Annotated in this window: 12 protein-coding genes, 1 tRNA gene and 2 rRNA genes; 13 read left to right on the forward strand and 2 right to left on the reverse strand. The window is 71.9% G+C overall.

All coding sequences use genetic code 11. The features are described 5' to 3' along the window. The 4 genes from J5Y05_RS00005 to J5Y05_RS00020 all read left to right on the forward strand — a co-directional run. A 23S ribosomal RNA gene (locus J5Y05_RS00005) occupies nucleotides 1-101 on the forward strand; the annotation flags it as partial. 67 nt (nucleotides 102-168) lie between these two features. Continuing rightward, nucleotides 169-285 (forward strand): 5S ribosomal RNA (rrf, locus tag J5Y05_RS00010). Between the two features lie 99 nt (nucleotides 286-384). Continuing rightward, nucleotides 385-1,065, forward strand: coding sequence for a DegT/DnrJ/EryC1/StrS family aminotransferase (locus J5Y05_RS00015; RefSeq protein WP_210867630.1), 681 nt, complete (start codon nucleotides 385-387; stop codon nucleotides 1,063-1,065). 78 nt (nucleotides 1,066-1,143) lie between these two features. Further along, a tRNA-Thr gene (locus J5Y05_RS00020) sits at nucleotides 1,144-1,216 on the forward strand. Nucleotides 1,217-1,278: 62 nt separating this feature from the next. Here J5Y05_RS00020 and J5Y05_RS00025 read toward each other — a convergent pair. Further along, nucleotides 1,279-4,032, reverse strand: a complete 2,754-nt coding sequence (locus J5Y05_RS00025) for a SpoIIE family protein phosphatase (protein WP_210867631.1) — start codon at nucleotides 4,030-4,032, stop codon at nucleotides 1,279-1,281. 398 nt (nucleotides 4,033-4,430) lie between these two features. Here J5Y05_RS00025 and J5Y05_RS00030 point away from each other — a divergent pair, with 398 nt between their 5' ends. The 9 genes from J5Y05_RS00030 (at nucleotide 4,431) to J5Y05_RS00070 (ending at nucleotide 19,468) form a co-directional block, all read left to right on the forward strand. After that, nucleotides 4,431-9,911: a HAMP domain-containing protein gene (locus J5Y05_RS00030; RefSeq protein WP_210867632.1), complete on the forward strand. Its 5,481-nt coding sequence runs from the start codon at nucleotides 4,431-4,433 to the stop codon at nucleotides 9,909-9,911. A 455-nt stretch (nucleotides 9,912-10,366) separates the two neighbouring features. Then, on the forward strand, nucleotides 10,367-11,041 hold the full coding sequence (locus J5Y05_RS00035; protein WP_210867633.1) for a response regulator: 675 nt from the start codon (nucleotides 10,367-10,369) through the stop codon (nucleotides 11,039-11,041). A 163-nt stretch (nucleotides 11,042-11,204) separates the two neighbouring features. Beyond that, entirely contained in the window at nucleotides 11,205-13,943 is a 2,739-nt protein-coding gene (locus J5Y05_RS00040) for a DNA translocase FtsK (protein ID WP_210867634.1), read from the forward strand. 261 nt (nucleotides 13,944-14,204) lie between these two features. Continuing rightward, nucleotides 14,205-15,038, forward strand: a complete 834-nt coding sequence (locus J5Y05_RS00045) for a helix-turn-helix domain-containing protein (RefSeq protein WP_210867635.1) — start codon at nucleotides 14,205-14,207, stop codon at nucleotides 15,036-15,038. Between the two features lie 227 nt (nucleotides 15,039-15,265). After that, on the forward strand, nucleotides 15,266-16,738 hold the full coding sequence (gene rimO, locus J5Y05_RS00050) for a 30S ribosomal protein S12 methylthiotransferase RimO (protein WP_210867636.1): 1,473 nt from the start codon (nucleotides 15,266-15,268) through the stop codon (nucleotides 16,736-16,738). Continuing rightward, entirely contained in the window at nucleotides 16,735-17,703 is a 969-nt protein-coding gene (pgsA, locus tag J5Y05_RS00055; protein WP_210867637.1) for a CDP-diacylglycerol--glycerol-3-phosphate 3-phosphatidyltransferase, read from the forward strand. The genes rimO and pgsA overlap by 4 nt, the downstream gene beginning before the upstream one ends. Then, nucleotides 17,700-18,269 (forward strand): CinA family protein, encoded by a 570-nt coding sequence (locus J5Y05_RS00060; protein ID WP_210867638.1) that lies wholly within the window; start codon nucleotides 17,700-17,702, stop codon nucleotides 18,267-18,269. Before pgsA ends, J5Y05_RS00060 begins: the two co-directional genes overlap by 4 nt. A gap of 109 nt (nucleotides 18,270-18,378) precedes the next feature. Then, nucleotides 18,379-18,759, forward strand: coding sequence for a helix-turn-helix domain-containing protein (locus J5Y05_RS00065; RefSeq protein ID WP_210867639.1), 381 nt, complete (start codon nucleotides 18,379-18,381; stop codon nucleotides 18,757-18,759). Nucleotides 18,760-18,997: 238 nt separating this feature from the next. After that, on the forward strand, nucleotides 18,998-19,468 hold the full coding sequence (locus tag J5Y05_RS00070; protein WP_210867640.1) for a Dps family protein: 471 nt from the start codon (nucleotides 18,998-19,000) through the stop codon (nucleotides 19,466-19,468). A 443-nt stretch (nucleotides 19,469-19,911) separates the two neighbouring features. On the opposite strand, the gene J5Y05_RS00075 is transcribed toward J5Y05_RS00070, so the two are convergent. Then, on the reverse strand, nucleotides 19,912-20,808 hold the full coding sequence (locus J5Y05_RS00075) for a DNA-formamidopyrimidine glycosylase family protein (protein ID WP_210867641.1): 897 nt from the start codon (nucleotides 20,806-20,808) through the stop codon (nucleotides 19,912-19,914). Nucleotides 20,809-20,817: the final 9 nt, after the last annotated feature.

The raw sequence follows: 20,817 nt of genomic DNA on the forward strand, positions 1-20,817 counted from the left end.
TGGGGTAAGGCTCCCAGTAGACGACTGGGTTGATAGGCCAGATATGGAAGCACCGTAAGGTGTGGAGTTGACTGGTACTAATAGGCCGAGGGCTTGTCCTCAGTTGCTCGCGTCCACTGTGTTGGTTCTGAAACCACGAACAGCCTTTGTCGGCTGGTTTCATAGTGTTTCGGTGGTTATAGCGTAGGGGAAACGCCCGGTTACATTCCGAACCCGGAAGCTAAGCTCTACAGCGCCGATGGTACTGCAGGGGGGACCCTGTGGGAGAGTAGGACGCCGCCGAACAATCATTGAAAAGGGTTGGGCCCCGAACTTCGGTTCCGGGTCCAACCCTTTTTCTTTTTACGTCACTTGACGTTCACATCGCGCGGACACCCTCCCAGCATGGGTACTGCTGCACTCCTCAGGGCCGCCGGCATAGGCACCGGCGACGAGGTCGTCGTCCCCGCCTTCGGCAACGTCGAGACGGCCGCCGCCGTGCGCGACACCGGCGCACGGCCCGTGTTCGCCGACATAGACCCCGACACGTACTGCATAGACGGCTCCGCCGTGGCGGCCGTGCTGACGGAGCGGACCGCGGCCGTCGTCGCCGTACACCGCTTCGGACGGCCCGCCGACATGGCCGGGCTGCACGCCCTCGGGCAGCGGCACGGCCTGCTCGTACTGGAACGGGCCGAACCCGCCATGCCGCCCCGCGACGAAGTCGCCCAGCGCCGGCAGCGAGCCGCGTACCTCGACGGCAAGTTGAAGGGCGTCCGCACCCCCGACGGCGCCGGCGGGCACACGTACCAGCAGTACGTGGTGCGCGTCCCCGGCAACGGGCGGCCCGACCGCGACGCCTTCGCACGGGCCGTACGCGAGCGGGGCGTCGCCTGCCACGTGCCCGTCAAGACACCCGTGCACCGCATGCCCGGCTTCCGCCACCACGTCTCCCTGCCCGAGACCGAGCGCGCCGCTGACGAGACCCTGGCACTGCCCGTGGACGCCTGGCTGACCAAGCGGGACATGCAGCGGATCGTCTCCGCGTGCAACACGCTCGGCGGGCTTCTCCAGGCCGCCCACTGACGCCCGTGGTTGGGAGCATCCGCCGGATCGGGGTATGATCTATTCCGTTGCCGCAGGGGGAAACCTCCCAGGTGACAGGCCCCCATAGCTCAGTCGGCAGAGCGTCTCCATGGTAAGGAGAAGGTCAACGGTTCGATTCCGTTTGGGGGCTCCGGCCCGAAGGCCCCACCCGATCGGGTGGGGCCTTTCGCATGCCCCGACATGCCCCGCGCGTCAGTCCGCGTGGGGCTCCGGCACCCGCATCGCCAGGATCGCCATGTCGTCCGACGGGGCGTCCGACGCGAAGCGCTCCACCGCGCGCATGATCCGCGCCGCCACCGCGCCCGCCGTCAGCCCCGTACACGTCGTCAGCACGTCCGCCAGGCCGTCGTCGCCCAACATGCGCGTGCCCTCCCGGCGTTCGGTGACGCCGTCCGTGACGCACAGCAGCACGTCGCCCGGGTCCAGGGTGACCGTCTGCTCGTACAGCTCCAGGTCCTCCAGGACGCCGAGGAGCGGCTGCGGCTCGGCGGCCGGCTCCACCGTGCCGTCCTGACGCAGCCGCAGCGGCAGCGGATGGCCCGCGCAGACCACCTTCAGCTCCGCGCTGCCGTCCTCCTGCGGGCGCATCTCCCCGTAGAGCAGCGTCAGGAAGCGGCTGCGGGCGCCCTCGTCCAGGATCGCCGAGTTGAGGCGCTCCAGGACCGCCGGGCCGCTCAGCCCCTCCCGTGCCAGCAGGCGCAGGGCGTGCCGGGCCAGGCCGGTCACGGCCGCCGCGTTCGGGCCGGTGCCGCACACGTCGCCGATGGCGAAGCCGTACGCGCCGTCGCTGATCGGGAAGAGGTCGTAGAAGTCGCCGCCGACCTCGTTGCCCTCACCGGCGGCGCGGTAGATGACCTCGACCTCGACGCCGTCGACGACGGGGAGTTCGGGCGGGAGCAGGCTGCGCTGGAGCGACTGGCTGATGGCCGTGCGCTCCGAGTACAGGCGGGCGTTGTCCAGGGCCAGGGCGGCGCGGCGGGAGAGGTCCTCGGCCAGCTCCAGGATCTCCTGGCGGAAGTGCTCGTCGGCCGGCTTGCCCAGCGTCAGCATGCCGATGACGCGGTTGCGGGCCACCAGCGGGAGCACCACCGTCTCCCCGCCGACCGCGGACGCCGTGGCCAGCGTCGGGCCGATCGCCGAACCGATCCGCTGCGTGGGGCCGCCGCTCAGGCCCAGCGAGCGCATGGAGGTGCGCAGCGCCGCCTGGTGGGCCACCTCGCCGGGCGCCGTCCACACCCGGGCGCCGGGCGTCGGCACGGGGTCGGGCGGGGCCACCTTCGACAGCAGCGACTTGATGCCGTCGATCAGTTCCTCGTCCTCGTGCAGCACGTACGACAGGTACGGGTCCGACGCCTGGTCGGCGATGGTGTACACGGCGCACCAGGTGGCCAGCGTCGGCACCGTCATCTGGGCCATCAGCGCGAGCGTCTGGTCGCGGTCCAGGGTGCCGGCGAGGAGGTCGGACGCCTCGACGAGGAAGCTGAGCGAGCCGCGGCGCAGGCGCTCCAGTTCGCCGAGCCGGGCGGACTCGACGGCGAGGGCGATGCGGTCCGCGGCGAACTGGAGGCGCAGCGCCTCCTCGTTGGAGTAGCGGCCCGGTCCCTCCGCGGCGACGCCGAGGGAGCCGGTGAGGCGGCCCTCGACCTTGAGCGGGACGGTGACGACGGAGCGCATGCCGGTGGCGTCGAGCAGCGGCACGGCGCCCGGGGCGGAGGTCAGGTCGTCGTGGACGGCGGGCATGCGGGCAGAGCCGTAGCGCCCCGGGCCGGCTTCGACGGGGACCCGGGCGAAGCGCTGGCGGGCGGAGGGCAGGCCGGTCGAGGCGCGCACCTCCAGCTCGGTCTCGTCGTCGGTGGCGAGGAGCAGGAAGGCGGCGTCGCCGTCGAGCATGTCGCGGGCCCGTTCGACGGTGCGCTGGAGCAGGCCGTCGAGGTCGTCCGGGGCGGGGGAGCCGATGAAGACCTCGAAGGGATCGGCGCTCTGGCCCTCGGAGGTGGCGGAGGTGTCCGCGGCCGGGCCGCGCGGCGGGGTCTGGAGGACGGCCCGCTCGTGGTCGCGCACCAGCAGGCACACGGTGGACGGCTCGCCGCCGGTGTCGCGGACCCGCAGGTGGGAGGCGTAGACGGGGGTGACGCGGCCGTCGGCGGCGCGGATGCCGTAGCTGCCCTCCCAGCGGGAGAGCCGCAGGGCCTCGGCGATGCCGGTGCCGGTGCCCGGGGTGTGCGGCCAGGCGGCGAGGTCGGTGAGCGGCTTGCCGGTGACCTGGTCGGCCGGGTAGCCGAAGAGGTCCTCGGCGTCCTCGTTCCAGGAGGCGATGGCGCCGGTGCGGTCGATCTGGACCACGGCGACGCGGACGCGTCCGTCCGCGAGCGGCAGCAGTTCGGTGGGGAGGCAGGGGCCGGCGGCGCGGGTGCCGACCGAGCGTTCGGGGAGGTCGAGCTGGAACCAGACGTTCTTGTGGGTGGGCGTGTACTCGACGCCCCAGCGGGTGGCGAGCGCGGCGCAGAGCTGGAGGCCGCGTCCGCCCTCGCGGTCGGGGCTGCCCATGGTGGCGGGCGAGCCCTGGACCGGGACCTCCCGTTCCGGATACCGGTCGGCCACCTCGATCCGTACGCCCTCGTCGCTGCGCAGGCACACCACGTCGGCGGCGGTGCCCGCGTGTACGACGGCGTTGGTGACCAGCTCGCTGGTGAGCACCACCGCGTCGTCGACGACGTCGGCGTGGCCCCAGCCCTGGAGGGTGTCCCGTACGAAGGAACGGGCGCTCGCCACCGATCGTCCGACCGGTTCGAAGCCGGCGGCCGCGCGCGCGGTGATCACAGAATTCCTCGACCCTCTCTCCCCGTTGCCGGGCTCGTCGACGGCCGTCTCGCGGCGCTGCCGCGGCAGGCCGTCCGTGGGCCCGGGGTCCGGGGGCTGCTCCCCCGGGATCAGTCCGGTGGTCATCTCTCCGGCCGCCCCTCCGCTGCCCGCTCGTCGTCCGTGGCGCCGCCCAGGCCGGACGGACCCCCGCACGGCTGGACAGCCGGATGCAAGGTTACTTACCTTCGCCGTCCGACCGGATGCCGGTCCGCGGTGTTTCCGCTCCGAGGGTGTGCGGACGGTGTGCGAAGCTGCCGAACTGTTATGGCCTGGTTCGGCCGGGGTGAAACACTGGGCAGGCTCCATGTGATGGTGGGGGCAGGCCGTACGACCGCCGAGCGCGCCGGGCAGCAGTCCGGGAGTGGCTCCGGCGGGGCCGGCCGGAGCATACGGAAACACACAGCACGTGGCGGAAACCGGTCCACCGAGCGCGGTGGTACCGGATACGGCAGTGACGGTCGAACACCTGCGGGAGGGACACAGTGGAGTCTGGCGCGGCGACGCGGACCACGAAGACGCGCGCGAAGGGCGGACAGTCCCCGAGCAAGCAGGGAAAGCCCCGAGGGGGCAGCACCACGACGGTGGACACCGCCTCGCTGAACCGGCTCCTGGCGGCGCTCGTGTCGATGCGGGAGGGGAACTTCCGCAAGCGCCTCACGGTCTCCGGCGACGGCGTGATGGCGGAGATCGCGGCGGTCTTCAACGAGGTGGCCGACCGCAATCTGCACCTGACCGGCGAGTTGTCGCGGGTGCGGCGTGTCGTCGGCCGGGAGGGCAAGCTCACCGAGCGGCTGGAGACGGGGTCCTGCGAGGGCTCCTGGGCCGCGGCGATCGACCACTCCAACGCGCTCGTCGACGACCTGGTGCGGCCGGTGTCCGAGGTGAGCCGGGTGCTGTCGGCGGTGGCGGACGGTGACCTCTCGCCCCGTATGGAGCTGCGGACGCAGCCGGCGGAGGGGACGGGGCACCCGCTGCGCGGGGAGTTCCTGAAGGTCGGGCGGACCGTGAACAACCTCGTCGACCAGTTGTCGACGTTCACGGACGAGGTCACGCGGGTGGCCAGCGAGGTCGGCACCGAGGGCAAGCTCGGCGGTCAGGCCCAGGTGCGCGGCATGTCGGGGTCCTGGAAGGACCTCACGGACTCCGTCAACACGATGGCCTACCGGCTGACGGCGCAGGTGCGGGACATCGCGCTGGTCACCACGGCGGTGGCCAAGGGTGATCTGTCCCGGAAGGTCACGGTGCACGTGGCCGGCGAGATGCTGGAGCTGAAGAACACCGTCAACACGATGGTCGACCAGCTCCTCGCCTTCTCCTCCGAGGTGACGCGCGTCGCCCGGGAGGTCGGCACCGAGGGCGAGCTGGGCGGACAGGCCCAGGTGTCCGGGGTGGCCGGGGTGTGGAAGGAGCTGACCGACTCCGTCAACACGATGGCGGGGAACCTCACCGCCCAGGTACGCGGGATCTCCGAGGTGACCACGGCGGTCGCCAACGGCGACCTGTCCCGGAAGGTGACCGTGCCCGCCCGGGGCGAGGTCGCGCAGCTCGCCGAGACCGTCAACCAGATGACGGAGACTCTGCGGATCTTCGCGGACGAGGTCACGCGCGTGGCCAACGAGGTCGGCGGCGAGGGGCAGCTCGGCGGGCAGGCGAACGTGCCGGGCGCGGCGGGGATCTGGAAGGACCTGACGGACTCGGTCAACACGGTCTTCCGCAACCTGACGACGCAGGTCAGGGACATCGCCGCGGTGACGACGGCGGTGGCCAACGGTGACCTGTCGCAGAAGGTCACGGTGGACGTGGCCGGGGAGATGCTGGAGCTGAAGAACACCGTCAACACGATGGTGGACCAGTTGTCCGCCTTCGGTGCCGAGGTCACGCGGGTGGCCCGGGAGGTCGGTGTCGAGGGTGAGCTGGGCGGGCAGGCGCAGGTGCCGGGCGCGGCGGGCACCTGGAAGGACCTGACCGATTCGGTCAACACGGCGTTCCGCAACCTCACCGGTCAGGTGCGCAACATCGCCCAGGTGACGACGGCGGTGGCCAACGGTGACCTGTCGCAGAAGGTCACGGTGGACGTCTCCGGCGAGATGCTCCAGCTCAAGAACACCGTGAACACCATGGTGGACCAGCTCTCCAGCTTCGCCGACCAGGTGACGCGGATGGCCCGGGACGTGGGCACGGAGGGCCGCCTCGGCGGTCAGGCCCGCGTGGACGGCGTGTCGGGCACCTGGAAGGAGCTGACGGACTCCGTCAACTTCATGGCGGGCAATCTCACCTCGCAGGTGCGGCAGATCGCCCAGGTGACGACGGCGGTGGCGCGCGGCGACCTGTCGCAGAAGATCGACGTGGACGCGCGCGGGGAGATCCTGGAGCTGAAGAACACCATCAACACGATGGTCGACCAGCTCTCCGCCTTCGCCGACCAGGTGACCCGGGTCGCCCGCGAGGTGGGTACGGAGGGCCGGCTCGGCGGTCAGGCGCAGGTGCCCGGGGTCGCCGGGGTGTGGCGGGACCTGACCGACTCGGTGAACGGCATGGCCGGCAATCTGACGGCGCAGGTGCGCAACATCGCGCAGGTCGCCACGGCGGTGGCGCGCGGTGACCTGTCCCAGAAGATCACCGTGGACGCGCGCGGGGAGATCCTGGAACTCAAGAACACGCTGAACACGATGGTGGACCAGCTCTCGTCGTTCGCCCAGGAGGTCACGCGGGTGGCGCGCGAGGTGGGCACCGAGGGCATCCTCGGCGGCCAGGCGGAGGTGCAGGGCGTCTCCGGCACCTGGAAGGACCTCACGCAGTCCGTGAACGGCATGGCCAACAACCTGACCATGCAGGTCCGCAACATCGCCGAGGTCACGACCGCCGTGGCCAAGGGCGACCTCTCGAAGAAGATCACGGTCGACGCCAAGGGCGAGATCCTCGAACTGGTCACCACGGTCAACACCATGGTCGACCAGCTCTCCTCGTTCGCCGAGCAGGTCACGCGGGTGGCGCGCGAGGTGGGCACGGAAGGCATCCTGGGCGGCCAGGCGCATGTGCCCGGCGTGGTCGGCATCTGGAAGGACCTGAGCGACAACGTCAACCTGATGGCGAAGAACCTCACCGTTCAGGTGCGGAACATCTCCCAGGTCGCCGCCGCGGTGGCCAACGGCGACCTGACGCGGACGGTGACGATCGAGGCGCGCGGCGAGGTGGCGCAGCTCGCGGAGACGTTCAACACCATGGTCAAGACGCTCAGCTCCTTCGCCGACCAGGTGACCAAGGTGGCCCGCGAGGTGGGCACGGACGGCATCCTGGGCGGGCAGGCGCACGTGCCGGGCGTGTCGGGCACCTGGAAGGACCTCACCGAGTCGGTGAACCAGATGGCGTCCAACCTGACCGGTCAGGTCCGCAACATCGCCATGGTCACGACGGCGATCGCCAAGGGCGACCTGACCAAGAAGATCGACATCGACGCGCGCGGCGAGATCCTGGAGCTGAAGACCACGATCAACACGATGGTCGACCAGCTCTCCTCGTTCGCGGAGGAGGTCACCCGGGTCGCCCGCGAGGTGGGCACGGAGGGCCAGCTCGGCGGCCAGGCCCGGGTGCGGGACGTGGACGGGACCTGGCGGGACCTGACCGAGTCGGTGAACGAGATGGCCGGGAACCTGACCCGGCAGGTGCGCGCCATCGCGCGGGTGGCGACCGCGGTGACCCGCGGCGACCTGAACCTCAAGATCGACGTGGATGCCTCCGGGGAGATCCAGGAGCTCCAGGACTACATCAACAAGATGATCGCCAACCTGCGCGACACCACGATCGCCAACGAGGAGCAGGACTGGCTCAAGGGCAATCTGGCCCGGATCTCCGCGCTGATGCAGGGCCGCCGCGACCTCCAGGACGTCGCCTCGCTGATCATGAGCGAGCTGACGCCGGTGGTGGCCGCGCAGCACGGGGCGTTCTTCCTGGCCATGCCGCCGGCGGAGGGCCCGGAGCCGGCCGGTGGGCACGAGGACGCGTACGAGCTGCGGATGCTCGGGTCGTACGGCTACTCGATGGGGTCGATGCCGACGTCCTTCCGGCCGGGGGAGGCGCTGGTGGGGACGGCGGCCCAGGAGAAGCGCACGATCCTGGTGGAGGACGCGCCGAGCGGCTACCTGAAGATCTCCTCGGGGCTGGGGGAGGCCCCGCCCGCCCAGGTGATCGTCCTTCCGGTGCTCTTCGAGGGGAAGGTGCTCGGCGTGATCGAGCTGGCCTCCTTCACGGAGTTCACGCAGATCCGCAAGGACTTCCTCAACCAGATCGCCGAGATGATCGCCACCAGCGTCAACACGATCTCCGTCAACACCAAGACGGAGCTGCTGCTGAAGCAGTCGCAGGAGCTGACCGAGCAACTGCGGGACCGCTCGGAGGAGTTGGAGCAGCGGCAGAAGGCGTTGCAGTCGTCCAACGCCGAACTGGAGGAGAAGGCCGAGCTGCTGGCGCGGCAGAACCGCGACATCGAGGTCAAGAACACCGAGATCGAGGAGGCGCGGCAGGTGCTGGAGGAGCGGGCCGAGCAACTCGCGGTCTCCATGCGCTACAAGAGCGAGTTCCTCGCCAACATGTCGCACGAGCTGCGTACGCCGCTCAACTCGCTGCTGATCCTGGCGAAGCTGCTCGCCGACAACGCGGACGCCAACCTCACCCCGAAGCAGGTCGAGTTCGCGGAGACGATCCACGGGGCCGGTTCCGACCTGCTCCAGCTCATCAACGACATCCTCGACCTGTCGAAGGTCGAGGCGGGCAAGATGGACGTGTCGCCGACGCGGATCGCGCTGGTCCAGCTCGTGGACTACGTGGAGGCCACCTTCCGCCCGCTGACGGCGGAGAAGGGGCTCGACCTGTCGGTGCGGGTCTCGCCGGAGCTGCCGGCCACGCTCCACACCGACGAGCAGCGGCTGCTCCAGGTGCTGCGCAACCTGCTGTCCAACGCGGTGAAGTTCACCGATTCGGGCGCGGTCGAGCTGGTGATCCGCCCGGCCCGCGACGATGTGCCGCAGGCGATCCGGGAGCAGTTGCTGGAGGCCGGTTCGATGACCGACCCGGACACCGAGCTGATCGCGTTCTCCGTGAGCGACACCGGCATCGGGATCGCGGCGAGCAAGATGCGGGTGATCTTCGAGGCGTTCAAGCAGGCCGACGGCACGACCAGCCGCAAGTACGGTGGTACGGGCCTCGGGCTCTCCATCTCGCGGGAGATCGCGCAGCTTCTGGGCGGCGAGATCCACGCGCAGAGCGAGCCGGGCCGCGGTTCGACGTTCACCCTGTACCTGCCGCTGCACCCCGGTGAGCTGCCGGCCCACGGCTACCAGTCGCCCATGCCGCCGTCGGTGACGGGCGAGCTGGTGGCGTCCGCGGGCGCCGTGGCGGAGTTGCCCGAGGCGGACGCCGGGTCCGGCACGCCGGTCGAGACGCTCTCGTACCGCGAACCGCAGCCCGGGGCGGCGCTGTTCCGGCACCGCCGGACGCTGCGCGAGGAGGCGGCGGAGCGGTCGGCGGCGCCGGAGTCGTGGCCGGCCGGCGACCCGGAGGCGGAGCCGCGTCCGCGGCGGTCCATCCGGTTCGGCGGCGAGAAGGTGCTGATCGTCGACGACGACATCCGCAATGTGTTCGCGCTCACCAGCGTCCTGGAACAGCACGGGCTGACCGTGCTCTACGCGGAGAACGGCCGCGAGGGCATCGAGGTGCTGGAGCAGTACGAGGACGTGGCCGTGGTGCTGATGGACATCATGATGCCGGAGATGGACGGGTACGCGACGACCACGGCGATCCGGCGGATGCCGCAGTTCGCCGGGCTGCCGATCGTGGCGCTGACCGCCAAGGCGATGAAGGGCGACCGGGAGAAGGCCCTTGAGTCGGGAGCCTCCGACTACGTGACCAAACCGGTCGACCCGGATCACCTGCTGACGGTGATGGAGCAGTGGATGCGCCGGGGCTGAGCCGGGAGCCGGGAGCCGGGAGCCGGGAACGAGACAGGGCTGAGCCACGGGTGAGCGAGGGGTGAGCGAGGACTGAGCCAGGAGTGAGCCCGGGGCTGAGCCGGGGGCGGACGGGCGGCGCGCGGGTGCCGCCCGTCCGCTCGTGGGAAGGGTGTGCGACGGTGGTGGCGGGAGCGTGACGGGAACCGGCGGGACGTGTGCGGGTCGGCGCGCGGATGTGCGCGAAGCCGTGTAATGACACGGGTTCCGGGGAACCTTCTCGTCTCCGGCCGCGTTCTGGCTGTGTGCACGGTGACATCGCGGTGACAGGGTGTGGCGACGGGCGGGGTGCGGCTACGATGACCGGCACGAGGACGGGCGGCGCAAGGGAGCCGTCCCCCGGGGCGGCACCCGCAGGTGCTGCCCCGAGTCCTGCGGACTGGGGAGGCCCCACGCCGGGGCGAGGAGGGCGGGCCATGGTGCAGAAGGCCAAGATCCTCCTGGTCGATGACCGGCCGGAGAATCTGCTGGCGCTGGAGGCGATCCTCTCGGCGCTCGATCAGACGCTGGTGCGGGCATCGTCCGGGGAGGAAGCGCTCAAAGCGCTGCTCACGGACGACTTCGCGGTGATCCTGCTGGATGTGCAGATGCCGGGCATGGACGGTTTCGAGACCGCCGCCCACATCAAGCGCCGGGAGCGGACCCGGGACATCCCGATCATCTTCCTCACCGCGATCAACCACGGACCCCACCACACCTTCCGCGGGTACGCGGCGGGCGCGGTGGACTACATCTCCAAGCCGTTCGACCCGTGGGTGCTGCGCGCGAAGGTCTCCGTCTTCGTCGAGCTGTACATGAAGAACTGCCAGTTGCGGGAGCAGGCGGCCCTGCTCCGCCTCCAGTTGGAGGGCAGCGGCAGGTCCGCGGGCGGCGAGTCCAAGGAGCCGGCGGGTCTGATCGCCGAGCTGTCGGCGCGGCTGGCGGCCGTCGAGGAGCAGGCCGAGGCGCTGTCCAAGCAGCTCGGTGACGAGTCGACGGACGCGGCGGCGGTGGCGACCGCGGCCCATCTGGAGCGCAAGCTCACCGGGTTGCGGCGGGCCCTGGACGCCCTGGAGCCGGGTTCCTCCGACGGCCACAACGGGATGAACTGACCCCGGTCCGAGGGTGCGCCGGACCGCCCGGCGTGGCGGCCCGTGAGCCCCTGTCAACCCCCGTACCGGAGCTGTCACTTCCGCGGCTCTGGCGGGACGACACGATCGGGTGAAGCGGTAGGCACACGTGTCGACCGCCGTCTCCCCCGGTAACCTCACACCCATGGCCTCACGTCCCTCCGCAGCCAAGAAGCAGCCCGCCAGGAAGGCGGCGGCTCCCTCGAAGGCTCCGGCGAAGAAGGCCGCCGCGAAGAAGGCTCCCGCCAAGAAGGCACCGGCCAGGCGGGCGCCCGCGAAGAAGGCCGCGCCCAAGCCGGCGCCCAGCCCGACCGGGGGCGTCTACAGGCTGGTGCGCGCCCTCTGGCTGGGTCTCGCGCACGCCGTCGGCGCCGTCTTCCGTGGCATAGGACAGGGCGCCCGCAACCTCGACCCGGCCCACCGCAAGGACGGCGTCGCCCTGCTGCTGCTCGGCCTCACCCTCATCGTCGCGGCCGGCACCTGGGCCGACCTCAAGGGCCCGGTCGGCGATCTCGTCGAGATCCTCGTGACCGGCGCCTTCGGCCGGCTCGACCTGCTGGTGCCGCTGCTGCTGGGCGGCATGGCCGTGCGCCTCATCCGCCATCCCGAGCGGCCCGAGGCCAACGGCCGGATCGTGATCGGCCTGTCCGCGCTGGTCGTCGGCGTGCTCGGCCAGGTGCACATCGCCTGCGGCTCGCCGGCCCGCGGCGCCGGGATGCAGGCGATAAGGGACGCCGGCGGCCTCATCGGCTGGGGCGCGGCGACCCCGCTGTCGTTCATGATGACCGACGTCCTCGCGGTGCCGCTGCTCGTGCTGCTCACCGTCTTCGGCCTGCTCGTCGTCACCGCCACCCCGGTCAACGCCGTCCCGCAGCGGTTGCGGGCGCTCGGCGTGCGCCTCGGTCTGCTCCACGACCCGGAGGCGGAGGCCGGCGCGTTCACCGACGACGACGAACGGTACGAGGAGCAGTGGCGCGAGGCGCTGCCCGAGCGGCCCCGCCGGCGCGGTCCGGGCGCCGGGCCGCGCGACCCCGACTCCGCCGAGCAGGAGGCCCTCGACCGTCGCCGGGGCCGGTCCCGGCGGTCCGCCGCGCCGCAGCCCGACCCCGCCCGGCCGCTGGACGCCGTGGACGTCGCCGCCGCCGCTGCCGCCGCGCTGGACGGCGCCGTCCTGCACGGGATGCCGCCCTCGCCGCTCGTCGCCGACCTCACCCAGGGCGTCAGCCCCGGCGACCGCGAGCCGACCACGCCGACCCCGGTGCCGGCCGCCCGCCCCCAGCCGGGCAAGCTCCGGCAGGACCCGTCCCGCCAGGAGTCGGGCCGGACCCCCGTCCCCGACCTCACCAAGAGCCCGCGTCCGCAGGAGCGGGAGCTTCCGCCGCGCGCCGAGCAACTCCAGCTCTCCGGCGACATCACCTACGCGCTGCCCTCCCTCGACCTGCTCACGCGCGGCGGGCCCGGCAAGGCGCGCAGTGCCGCCAACGACGCCGTCGTCGACTCGCTCACCACCGTCTTCACCGAGTTCAAGGTCGACGCCCGGGTCACCGGCTTCACCCGAGGCCCGACCGTCACGCGCTACGAGGTCGAACTCGGCCCCGCTGTGAAGGTCGAGCGGATCACCGCCCTGACCAAGAACATCGCGTACGCGGTCGCCAGCCCGGACGTGCGGATCATCAGCCCGATCCCGGGCAAGTCCGCGGTCGGCATCGAGATCCCCAACACCGACCGGGAGATGGTCAACCTCGGCGACGTGCTGCGGCTCGCCGAGTCCGCCGAGGACGACGACCCGATGCTGGTCGCCTTCGGCAAGGACGTCGAGGGCGGCTACGTCATGCACTCGCTGGCGAAGATGCCGCACATGCTGGTCGCCGGCGCCACCGGCTCCGGCAAGTCGTCCTGCATCAACTGCCTGATCACGTCGGTGATGATGCGGGCGACCCCCGAGGACGTCCGGATGATCCTCGTCGACCCCAAGCGCGTCGAGCTGACCGCGTACGAGGGCATCCCGCACCTGATCACGCCGATCATCACCAACCCCAAGCGGGCCGCCGAGGCCCTCCAGTGGGTCGTGCGCGAGATGGACCTGCGCTACGACGACCTCGCCGCCTACGGCTACCGGCACATCGACGACTTCAACCGCGCCGTGCGCGAGGGCAAGGTCACGCCGCCCGAGGGCAGCGAGCGCGAACTCCAGCCGTACCCGTACCTGCTGGTGATCGTGGACGAGCTGGCCGACCTGATGATGGTCGCCCCCCGGGACGTCGAGGACGCCATCGTGCGCATCACGCAGCTCGCGCGCGCCGCCGGCATCCACCTGGTGCTCGCCACCCAGCGGCCCTCCGTCGACGTCGTCACCGGCCTGATCAAGGCGAACGTGCCCTCCCGGCTCGCGTTCGCCACCTCCTCCCTCGCCGACTCGCGGGTCATCCTCGACCAGGCCGGCGCCGAGAAACTGATCGGCAAGGGCGACGGGCTCTTCCTGCCGATGGGCGCGAACAAGCCGACCCGCATGCAGGGCGCCTTCGTGACCGAGGAGGAGGTCGCGGCCGTCGTCCAGCACTGCAAGGACCAGATGACGCCCGTCTTCCGGGACGACGTGGTGGTCGGCACCAAGCAGAAGAAGGAGATCGACGAGGACATCGGCGACGACCTCGACCTGCTCTGCCAGGCCGCCGAACTGGTCGTCTCCACCCAGTTCGGCTCGACCTCCATGCTCCAGCGCAAGCTGCGCGTCGGCTTCGCCAAGGCGGGGCGGCTGATGGACCTCATGGAGTCGCGGAGCATCGTGGGACCGAGCGAGGGGTCCAAGGCCCGTGACGTTCTGGTGAAGCCCGACGAACTGGAGGGCGTGCTCGCCGTGATCCGGGGGGAGTCTGAAGGGTAGGCACGGTACGTCAGGGTCCGCCGTCCGGCGGCCCCGGGCGGCCGTCCGGCCGATCGTGACTCACCCGTTAGCGATCATTGAGCAACCGTTTCCCCATGACATACGTCAACGTGAGGGAAGCCACAAGGAGACAAGCGACCATCGGGGTGCGGGGCCCATTCCGATGGCGTACGCAGTGCACCGCCCGGTTGCCCCACCCGTTTGCACCCCCCCTAGACTGAATCCCCAGCACAGGCGGCTATACGCTCGAAAGGCGCCCCCGTGTCCAACGGCAACTCCCCTGAAAACGAGCGTCCCTTCGAAGACGTTTCCGGCGAAGACCGCCCCTCCGTCGGCAGTGCCCTGCGACGGGCGCGCATCGACGCCGGGATGACCGTCGACGACGTCAGCACCGCCACCCGTGTCCGCATCGCCATCGTGCACGCCATCGAGGCCGACGACTTCGCGCCCTGCGGCGGGGACGTCTACGCACGCGGCCACATCAGGACGCTGGCCAAGGCCGTCGGGCTGGACCCGGCCGGTCTGGTCGCGCGGTTCGACGCCGACCACGGCGGACGCCCGGCCCCGACCCCCGCCGCGCCCCTCTTCGAGGCGGAACGCATCCGTCCCGAGCGGCGCGGCCCCAACTGGACCGCGGCCATGGTCGCCGCCATCGTCGCCGTGGTCGGCTTCGTCGGCTTCACCGTCGTCAAGGGCGGCGACGACGGCGGCTCCGAGGCGAGCGTCGCCGAGGGCGCCCAGCCGAGCGCCGAGTCCGCCTCGCCCTCCCCGACGGCCAAGCCCGCCGAACCCCGCCCCGAGCCGAGCGACAGCGCCATCGCCGCGGCCCCCCACGACAAGGTGACCGTCCAGGTCAGCGCCGCCGAGGGCCGTAGCTGGATCTCGGCCAAGGACCACAACGGCCGGCTGCTCTTCGACGGGCTCCTCCAGAAGGGCGACTCCAAGACCTTCCAGGACAACGAGAAGGTCGACCTCGTCCTCGGCGACGCCGGCGCGATCCAGCTCTACGTCAACGGCAAGAAGATCGACGACGACTTCCAGCCGGGCGCCGTGGAGCGGCTGACGTACACCAAGGGCGACCCGCAGGTCGGCTGAGTCCCCTTCACGACCCGGCCACGCCGGCCGGCGGACTCCGCCGGCCGGCGTGGCGGGGGCGCGTGCCCCGGGCGTCCGCGCGGGCGGGGCACGAGCGGGGCCCGCGTGAGCCGCGAACGGTGCGGGGGCCGGGACGGCGTGAGCCGCGGAGGGCGCACGGGTGGGCCACGGGTGGGCCACGCCCCCGTCGACATGGGGCGTCGGCCGGACGAAGTAGTCTTGAGCCCATGCCTGAAAGCCGTACCGTCGCACTCGTCACCCTTGGCTGCGCCCGTAACGAGGTGGACTCGGAGGAGCTGGCAGGCCGTCTGGAGGCGGACGGCTGGAAGCTCGTCGAGGACGCCGAGGAAGCGGACGTCGCCGTCGTGAACACGTGCGGCTTCGTCGAGGCCGCCAAGAAGGACTCCGTCGACGCCCTCCTGGAGGCCAACGACCTCAAGAGCCACGGCAGGACCCAGGCCGTGGTGGCCGTGGGCTGCATGGCCGAGCGCTACGGCAAGGAACTGGCCGAGGCCCTCCCCGAAGCGGACGGCGTGCTCGGCTTCGACGACTACGCCGACATCTCCGACCGGCTGCGGACCATCCTGGGCGGCGGCATCCACGCCGCCCACACCCCGCGCGACCGCCGCAAGCTGCTCCCCATCAGCCCCGCCGAACGGCAGGAGGCCGGTGCCGCGGTCGCCCTGCCCGGCCACGCCCCCACCGACCTCCCCGACGGCCTCGCCCCCGCCTCCGGTCCCCGCGCGCCCCTGCGCCGCCGGCTCGACGGTGCCCCGGTCGCCTCGGTGAAGCTCGCCTCCGGCTGCGACCGGCGCTGCTCCTTCTGCGCCATCCCGTCCTTCCGCGGCTCCTTCATCTCCCGCCGCCCCAGCGACGTGCTCAACGAGACCCGCTGGCTGGCCGAAGGGGGCGTCAGGGAGATCATGCTGGTCTCCGAGAACAACACCTCCTACGGCAAGGACCTCGGCGACATCCGCCTGCTGGAGTCCCTGCTGCCCGAACTGGCCGAGGTCGACGGCATCGAGCGGGTGCGCGTCAGCTACCTCCAGCCCGCCGAGATGCGCCCCGGCCTCATCGACGTGCTGACCTCCACCCCCAAGGTCGCGCCCTACTTCGACCTGTCCTTCCAGCACTCCGCGCCCGGAGTGCTGCGGGCGATGCGCCGCTTCGGCGACACCGACCGCTTCCTGGAACTGCTCGACACCATCCGGAGCAAGGCCCCCGAGGCCGGCGTGCGCTCCAACTTCATCGTCGGCTTCCCCGGCGAGTCCGCCGACGACCTCGCCGAGCTGGAGCGGTTCCTCGACCACGCGCGGCTCGACGCCATCGGCGTCTTCGGCTACTCCGACGAGGAGGGCACGGAGGCGGCCACCTACGACGACAAGCTCGACGCCGACGTCGTCGCCGAACGGCTCGACCGGGTCTCCCGGCTGGCCGAGGAACTCGTCTCGCAGCGCGCCGAGGAGCGCGTCGGGGAGACCGTCCGCGTACTCGTGGAATCCGTCGACGAGGAGGAGGGTGTGTACGGCCGCGCCGCCCACCAGGCCCCCGAGACGGACGGCCAGGTGCTCCTCACGAGCGGCGAGGGCCTGCGGGCCGGCCGTATGGTCGACGCGAAGGTGGTCGGCACGGAGGGTGTCGACCTGGTGGCCGAGCCGCTGCACGGTTCATCCGGGCGGAGCGAGGAGGCGGGCAGATGACCGGAGTGCCGGCGTCCGCGGCGGGGGGTTCCCCCGGGGCGCGCGGGACCGGTCCGCGCGCGGTGGCGGGCGCGGCCGAGGGTACTGCCGCGGCGCACACCCCTGGCGGCGGCCCGGGGCGCGGCTCGCCCGAGCACGGGCCCGTGGAACGTGGTCCCGTCGAACGCGGGGCGGTGGAACGCGGCGCGGTGGAACGGGGTGCGAGCGAGGGCGGTGCGGCCGGGCGTGGCGCGAGCCGGCGTCGTACGGCTGGGCGCGGTGCGACCGAGGGCGGTGTCGCGGGGCCCGGCGTGTCCGAGGACGGCGGGGCCGGGCGGGGGTCGACCGAGGGCGGTGCCGCCGGGCGCGGTGCGAAGATCACGGCCGCCGCGGTCAACCAGGCCAGCGTCTGGAACATCGCCAACTTCCTGACCATGCTCCGGCTGGTCCTCGTACCGGCCTTCGTCGCGCTCATGCTCGGCAACGGCGGCTTCGACCCGGCCTGGCGCTCGTTCGCCTGGGCGGCCTTCGCCGTCGCCATGATCACCGACCTGTTCGACGGGCACCTGGCGCGCACCTACAACCTCGTCACCGACTTCGGGAAGATCGCCGACCCCATCGCCGACAAGGCGATCATGGGCGCGGCGCTGATCTGCCTCTCCGCCCTCGGCGATCTGCCGTGGTGGGTGACGGCGGTCATCCTCGGCCGGGAACTCGGGATCACGCTCCTGCGTTTCCTCGTCATCCGGTACGGCGTCATCCCGGCGAGCCGGGGCGGCAAGCTGAAGACCCTCACCCAGGGCGTGGCCGTCGGCATGTACGTGCTGGCGCTCACGGGGCCGTTGGCCACCCTGCGGTTCTGGGTGATGGCCGCGGCCGTGGTGCTCACGGTGGCGACCGGACTGGACTACGTGCGGCAGGCAGTCCTGCTGCGCCGACGGGGAATCGCCGAGCGGAGGGCGGCGTTGAGGGAGACGGACGGGTGACTTCACCGGCCGCGGAGGTGGTGCGGCTGCTCACGGCGCAGGGCCGGACCCTCGCGGTCGCGGAGTCGCTCACGGGCGGTCTGGTGGCGGCACGGATCACGGACGTGCCGGGCGCCTCCCGGGTCTTCCGGGGGTCGGTCACCCCTTACGCGACGGAGCTGAAGCGGGACCTGCTCGGCGTCGACGCCGCACTCCTCGCCGAGCGGGGAGCCGTGGACCCGCGGGTCGCCGCCCAGATGGCGGCAGGCGTCCGCCGGGTGCTCGGTGCCGACTGGGGTATCGCCACGACCGGCGTCGCCGGCCCGGACCCCCAGGACGGACAACCGGTCGGGACGGTCTACGTGGCCGTCGAAGGACCGGCACAGGGACCGGGACAGGGACCATTCGGGACGAATGAGGGTTCCGCCTCTGGCGGAAAAGTTGAGGAGCTGCGGTTGAACGGCAACCGCGCGGAAATTCGTATGGAGAGCGTACGGAGCGTGCTCGCCCTCCTTCTCGCGGAGCTGGCGAGCGAACATCCCGGGAACGAGCGGGCACAGGATACGGAACGGAACGGGGGGTTTTGATGTTTGCAGCCCAGAGTGAACACGACATCGCTCCCCGCACGGCCGCAGCGCGAGGCGGTACGGTGGGGCGAGAAGGATGCGGTTACGCGGCCCGAGGAGGGAGCCACCGATGATTCTGCTCCGTCGCCTGCTGGGTGACGTGCTGCGTCGGCAGCGCCAGCGTCAGGGCCGTACCCTGCGTGAAGTCTCCTCGTCCGCCCGGGTCTCGCTCGGCTACCTCTCCGAGGTGGAGCGGGGGCAGAAGGAGGCTTCCTCCGAACTGCTCTCCGCCATCTGCGACGCGCTGGACGTGCGGATGTCCGAGCTGATGCGCGAGGTGAGCGACGAACTCGCCCTCGCCGAGCTGGCCCAGTCCGCCGCCGCCACGTCCAGTGACACCGTGCCCGCCCCGGTGCGTCCGATGCTGGGCCCCGTGTCGGTGACCGGCGTGCCACCGGAACGGGTGACCATCAAGGCGCCCGCCGAGGCCGTGGACGTCGTCGCCGCCTGATCGTCGAGCGCGTGTACGTGCGCGCGGGACGGCCCCGCCGTCCGTCCAGCACGTGTGAGGCCCCGGCCGGGGTTCTCCGGGAGGACCGGAGAGGTGCGGTCGGGGTTTTTGCGTACCCGCGCCCTCTCGGCCCTCTCGGCGCCCTCTCCCCGCTCCGGGCGCCGGTTGCCGGTCCCCGGCGCTGCGGTCATCGTGGAGGGACAAGGTGGTCGGGGGGCGAACCGGCGGAGGTGCACGCATGTACGTCGTGAAGAGCCCGTTGTCCGACGCGAACCTGAAGACCGTGTCCGAGGCCCTGCAAGGGGCCCTCGTCGACCTGGTGGACCTGGCCCTGGTGGCGAAGCAGATCCACTGGAACGTGGTCGGGCAGCGGTTCCGCTCCGTACACCTCCAGCTCGACGAGGTCGTCGCCACCGCCCGTACCTACTCCGACACCGTCGCGGAACGCGCCTCCGCCCTCGGCGTCTCGCCCGACGGCCGGGCCGCCACCGTGGCCGTCGGCAGCGGTATCGGGGTCACCCCGGAGGGCTGGGTCGACGACACCGCCGCGGTCGGGACCATCGTGGAGGCGCTGGGCGCGGTCATCGACCGGATGCGCGAGCGGATCGCCGCGACCGGGGAGCCCGACCCGGTGAGCCAGGACATCTTCATCCAGGTCACGGCGGATCTCGAGAAGCAGCATTGGATGTTCCAAGCCGCGAACGGATGACCCTCACGCGGGGCCTGCGCGGTGCCGCCGCGCTGACCGGCGGCGCCCTGTGGTGGTGGGCGGTGCTGCGCCTGACGTTCGCCTCCGACGCGGGGGTGCTGGAAGGGGCGGTCGCGGCCGGCGGATGGGGGCTGAGCGTGCTGCCCGTCCACTGCGTGCCGAAGGCGCAGGCGGTGGGCGCGCTCGCCACGGGGCGGTGGCGGCAGGCTCTGCGGTCGGGGTCGGGGTCGGGGCCGGGGCCGGGAGCGGGTACGGCGTTGGGCTCGGGGTCGGTGGCAGGTTCGGGATCGGCTTCGGCTTCGGGCTGGGGCCGTGGGGGCGGTGGGGCAGTGCCGGGAGGTGGTGCGGTGCCTGGGGAGGGTGAGGTGGAGGGATGAGACGTGTGAGGCGGGTGGGGTGGGGCCGGGGGCTGAGGCGGGGGTTCGGGGGTTGTGTGCGGCGGGTCAGGTGCCTCGTGGGGTGCCGGGGCCCGTGCCGGTGCTGCGGGTGCCGGTGCCGGTGCCCGTTCCGGTGCGGGTGCCGTGGCGGGGGTGGCGGGCGCGGGGTGGCGGGGCGGGGCCCTTCTGGCAGACCGGGCACCAGTACGTGGGGCGCTCCCGGGAGCCGTCGCCCTGGTCGGCCACCCGGACGGACGTGCCACAGCGCGCGCAGGGCCGGGGTGCGCGGCCGTAGACGAACAGGTCCTGGCCGCGCAGCGGCGTGGTGCGGCGTACCGGGCGGTCGCGGTTGGCCTCCAGCAGCCGGTGCGCGATCAGGGGCAGCTTCCCGGCGAGGCCGGCGGGCAGGTCGCCGACGGGCAGCCAGGGCGTGACGCCGAGCAGGAAGCACAGCTCGCTCTTGTAGACGTTGCCGACGCCCGCCAGATTGCGCTGGTCGAGCAGGGCCTCCCCGAGGGCGCGGGCCGGCTCGGCGCGCAGGTTGGCGAGGGCCTGCTCGGGGTCCCAGTCGGGGCCGAGCAGGTCGGGGCCGAGGTGGCCGACGACCCGGTCCTCGTCGGCGGTGCGCAGCAGCTCCAGCACGGGCAGGCGGTAGCCGACGGCGGTGTGGTCCCGGGTGCCGAGGATGGCGCGGATCTGGTGCGCCGGGCCACCGCTCCAGCGCCGTCCGGGCGCGTACACCTTCCAGGCGCCGTCCATCCCGAGGTGCGAGTGCAGGGTCAGGCCGCCCTCGATCCGGGTGAGCAGGTGCTTGCCGCGCGGGGTGACGTCCAGGACCCGGCGCCCGGTGAGGTCGGCCGTGGCGTACCGGGGCACGCGCAGGTCGCCGTGGATCAGTACGCCGCCCGCCAGTGCCTCGTGCAGGCGCCGGGCGGCTTGCCAGACCGTGTCTCCTTCGGGCATGTCCCCAGG

This window comes from Streptomyces tagetis (genome assembly GCF_018069565.1).
GTDB classification, from domain to species: Bacteria; Actinomycetota; Actinomycetes; order Streptomycetales; family Streptomycetaceae; genus Streptomyces; species Streptomyces tagetis.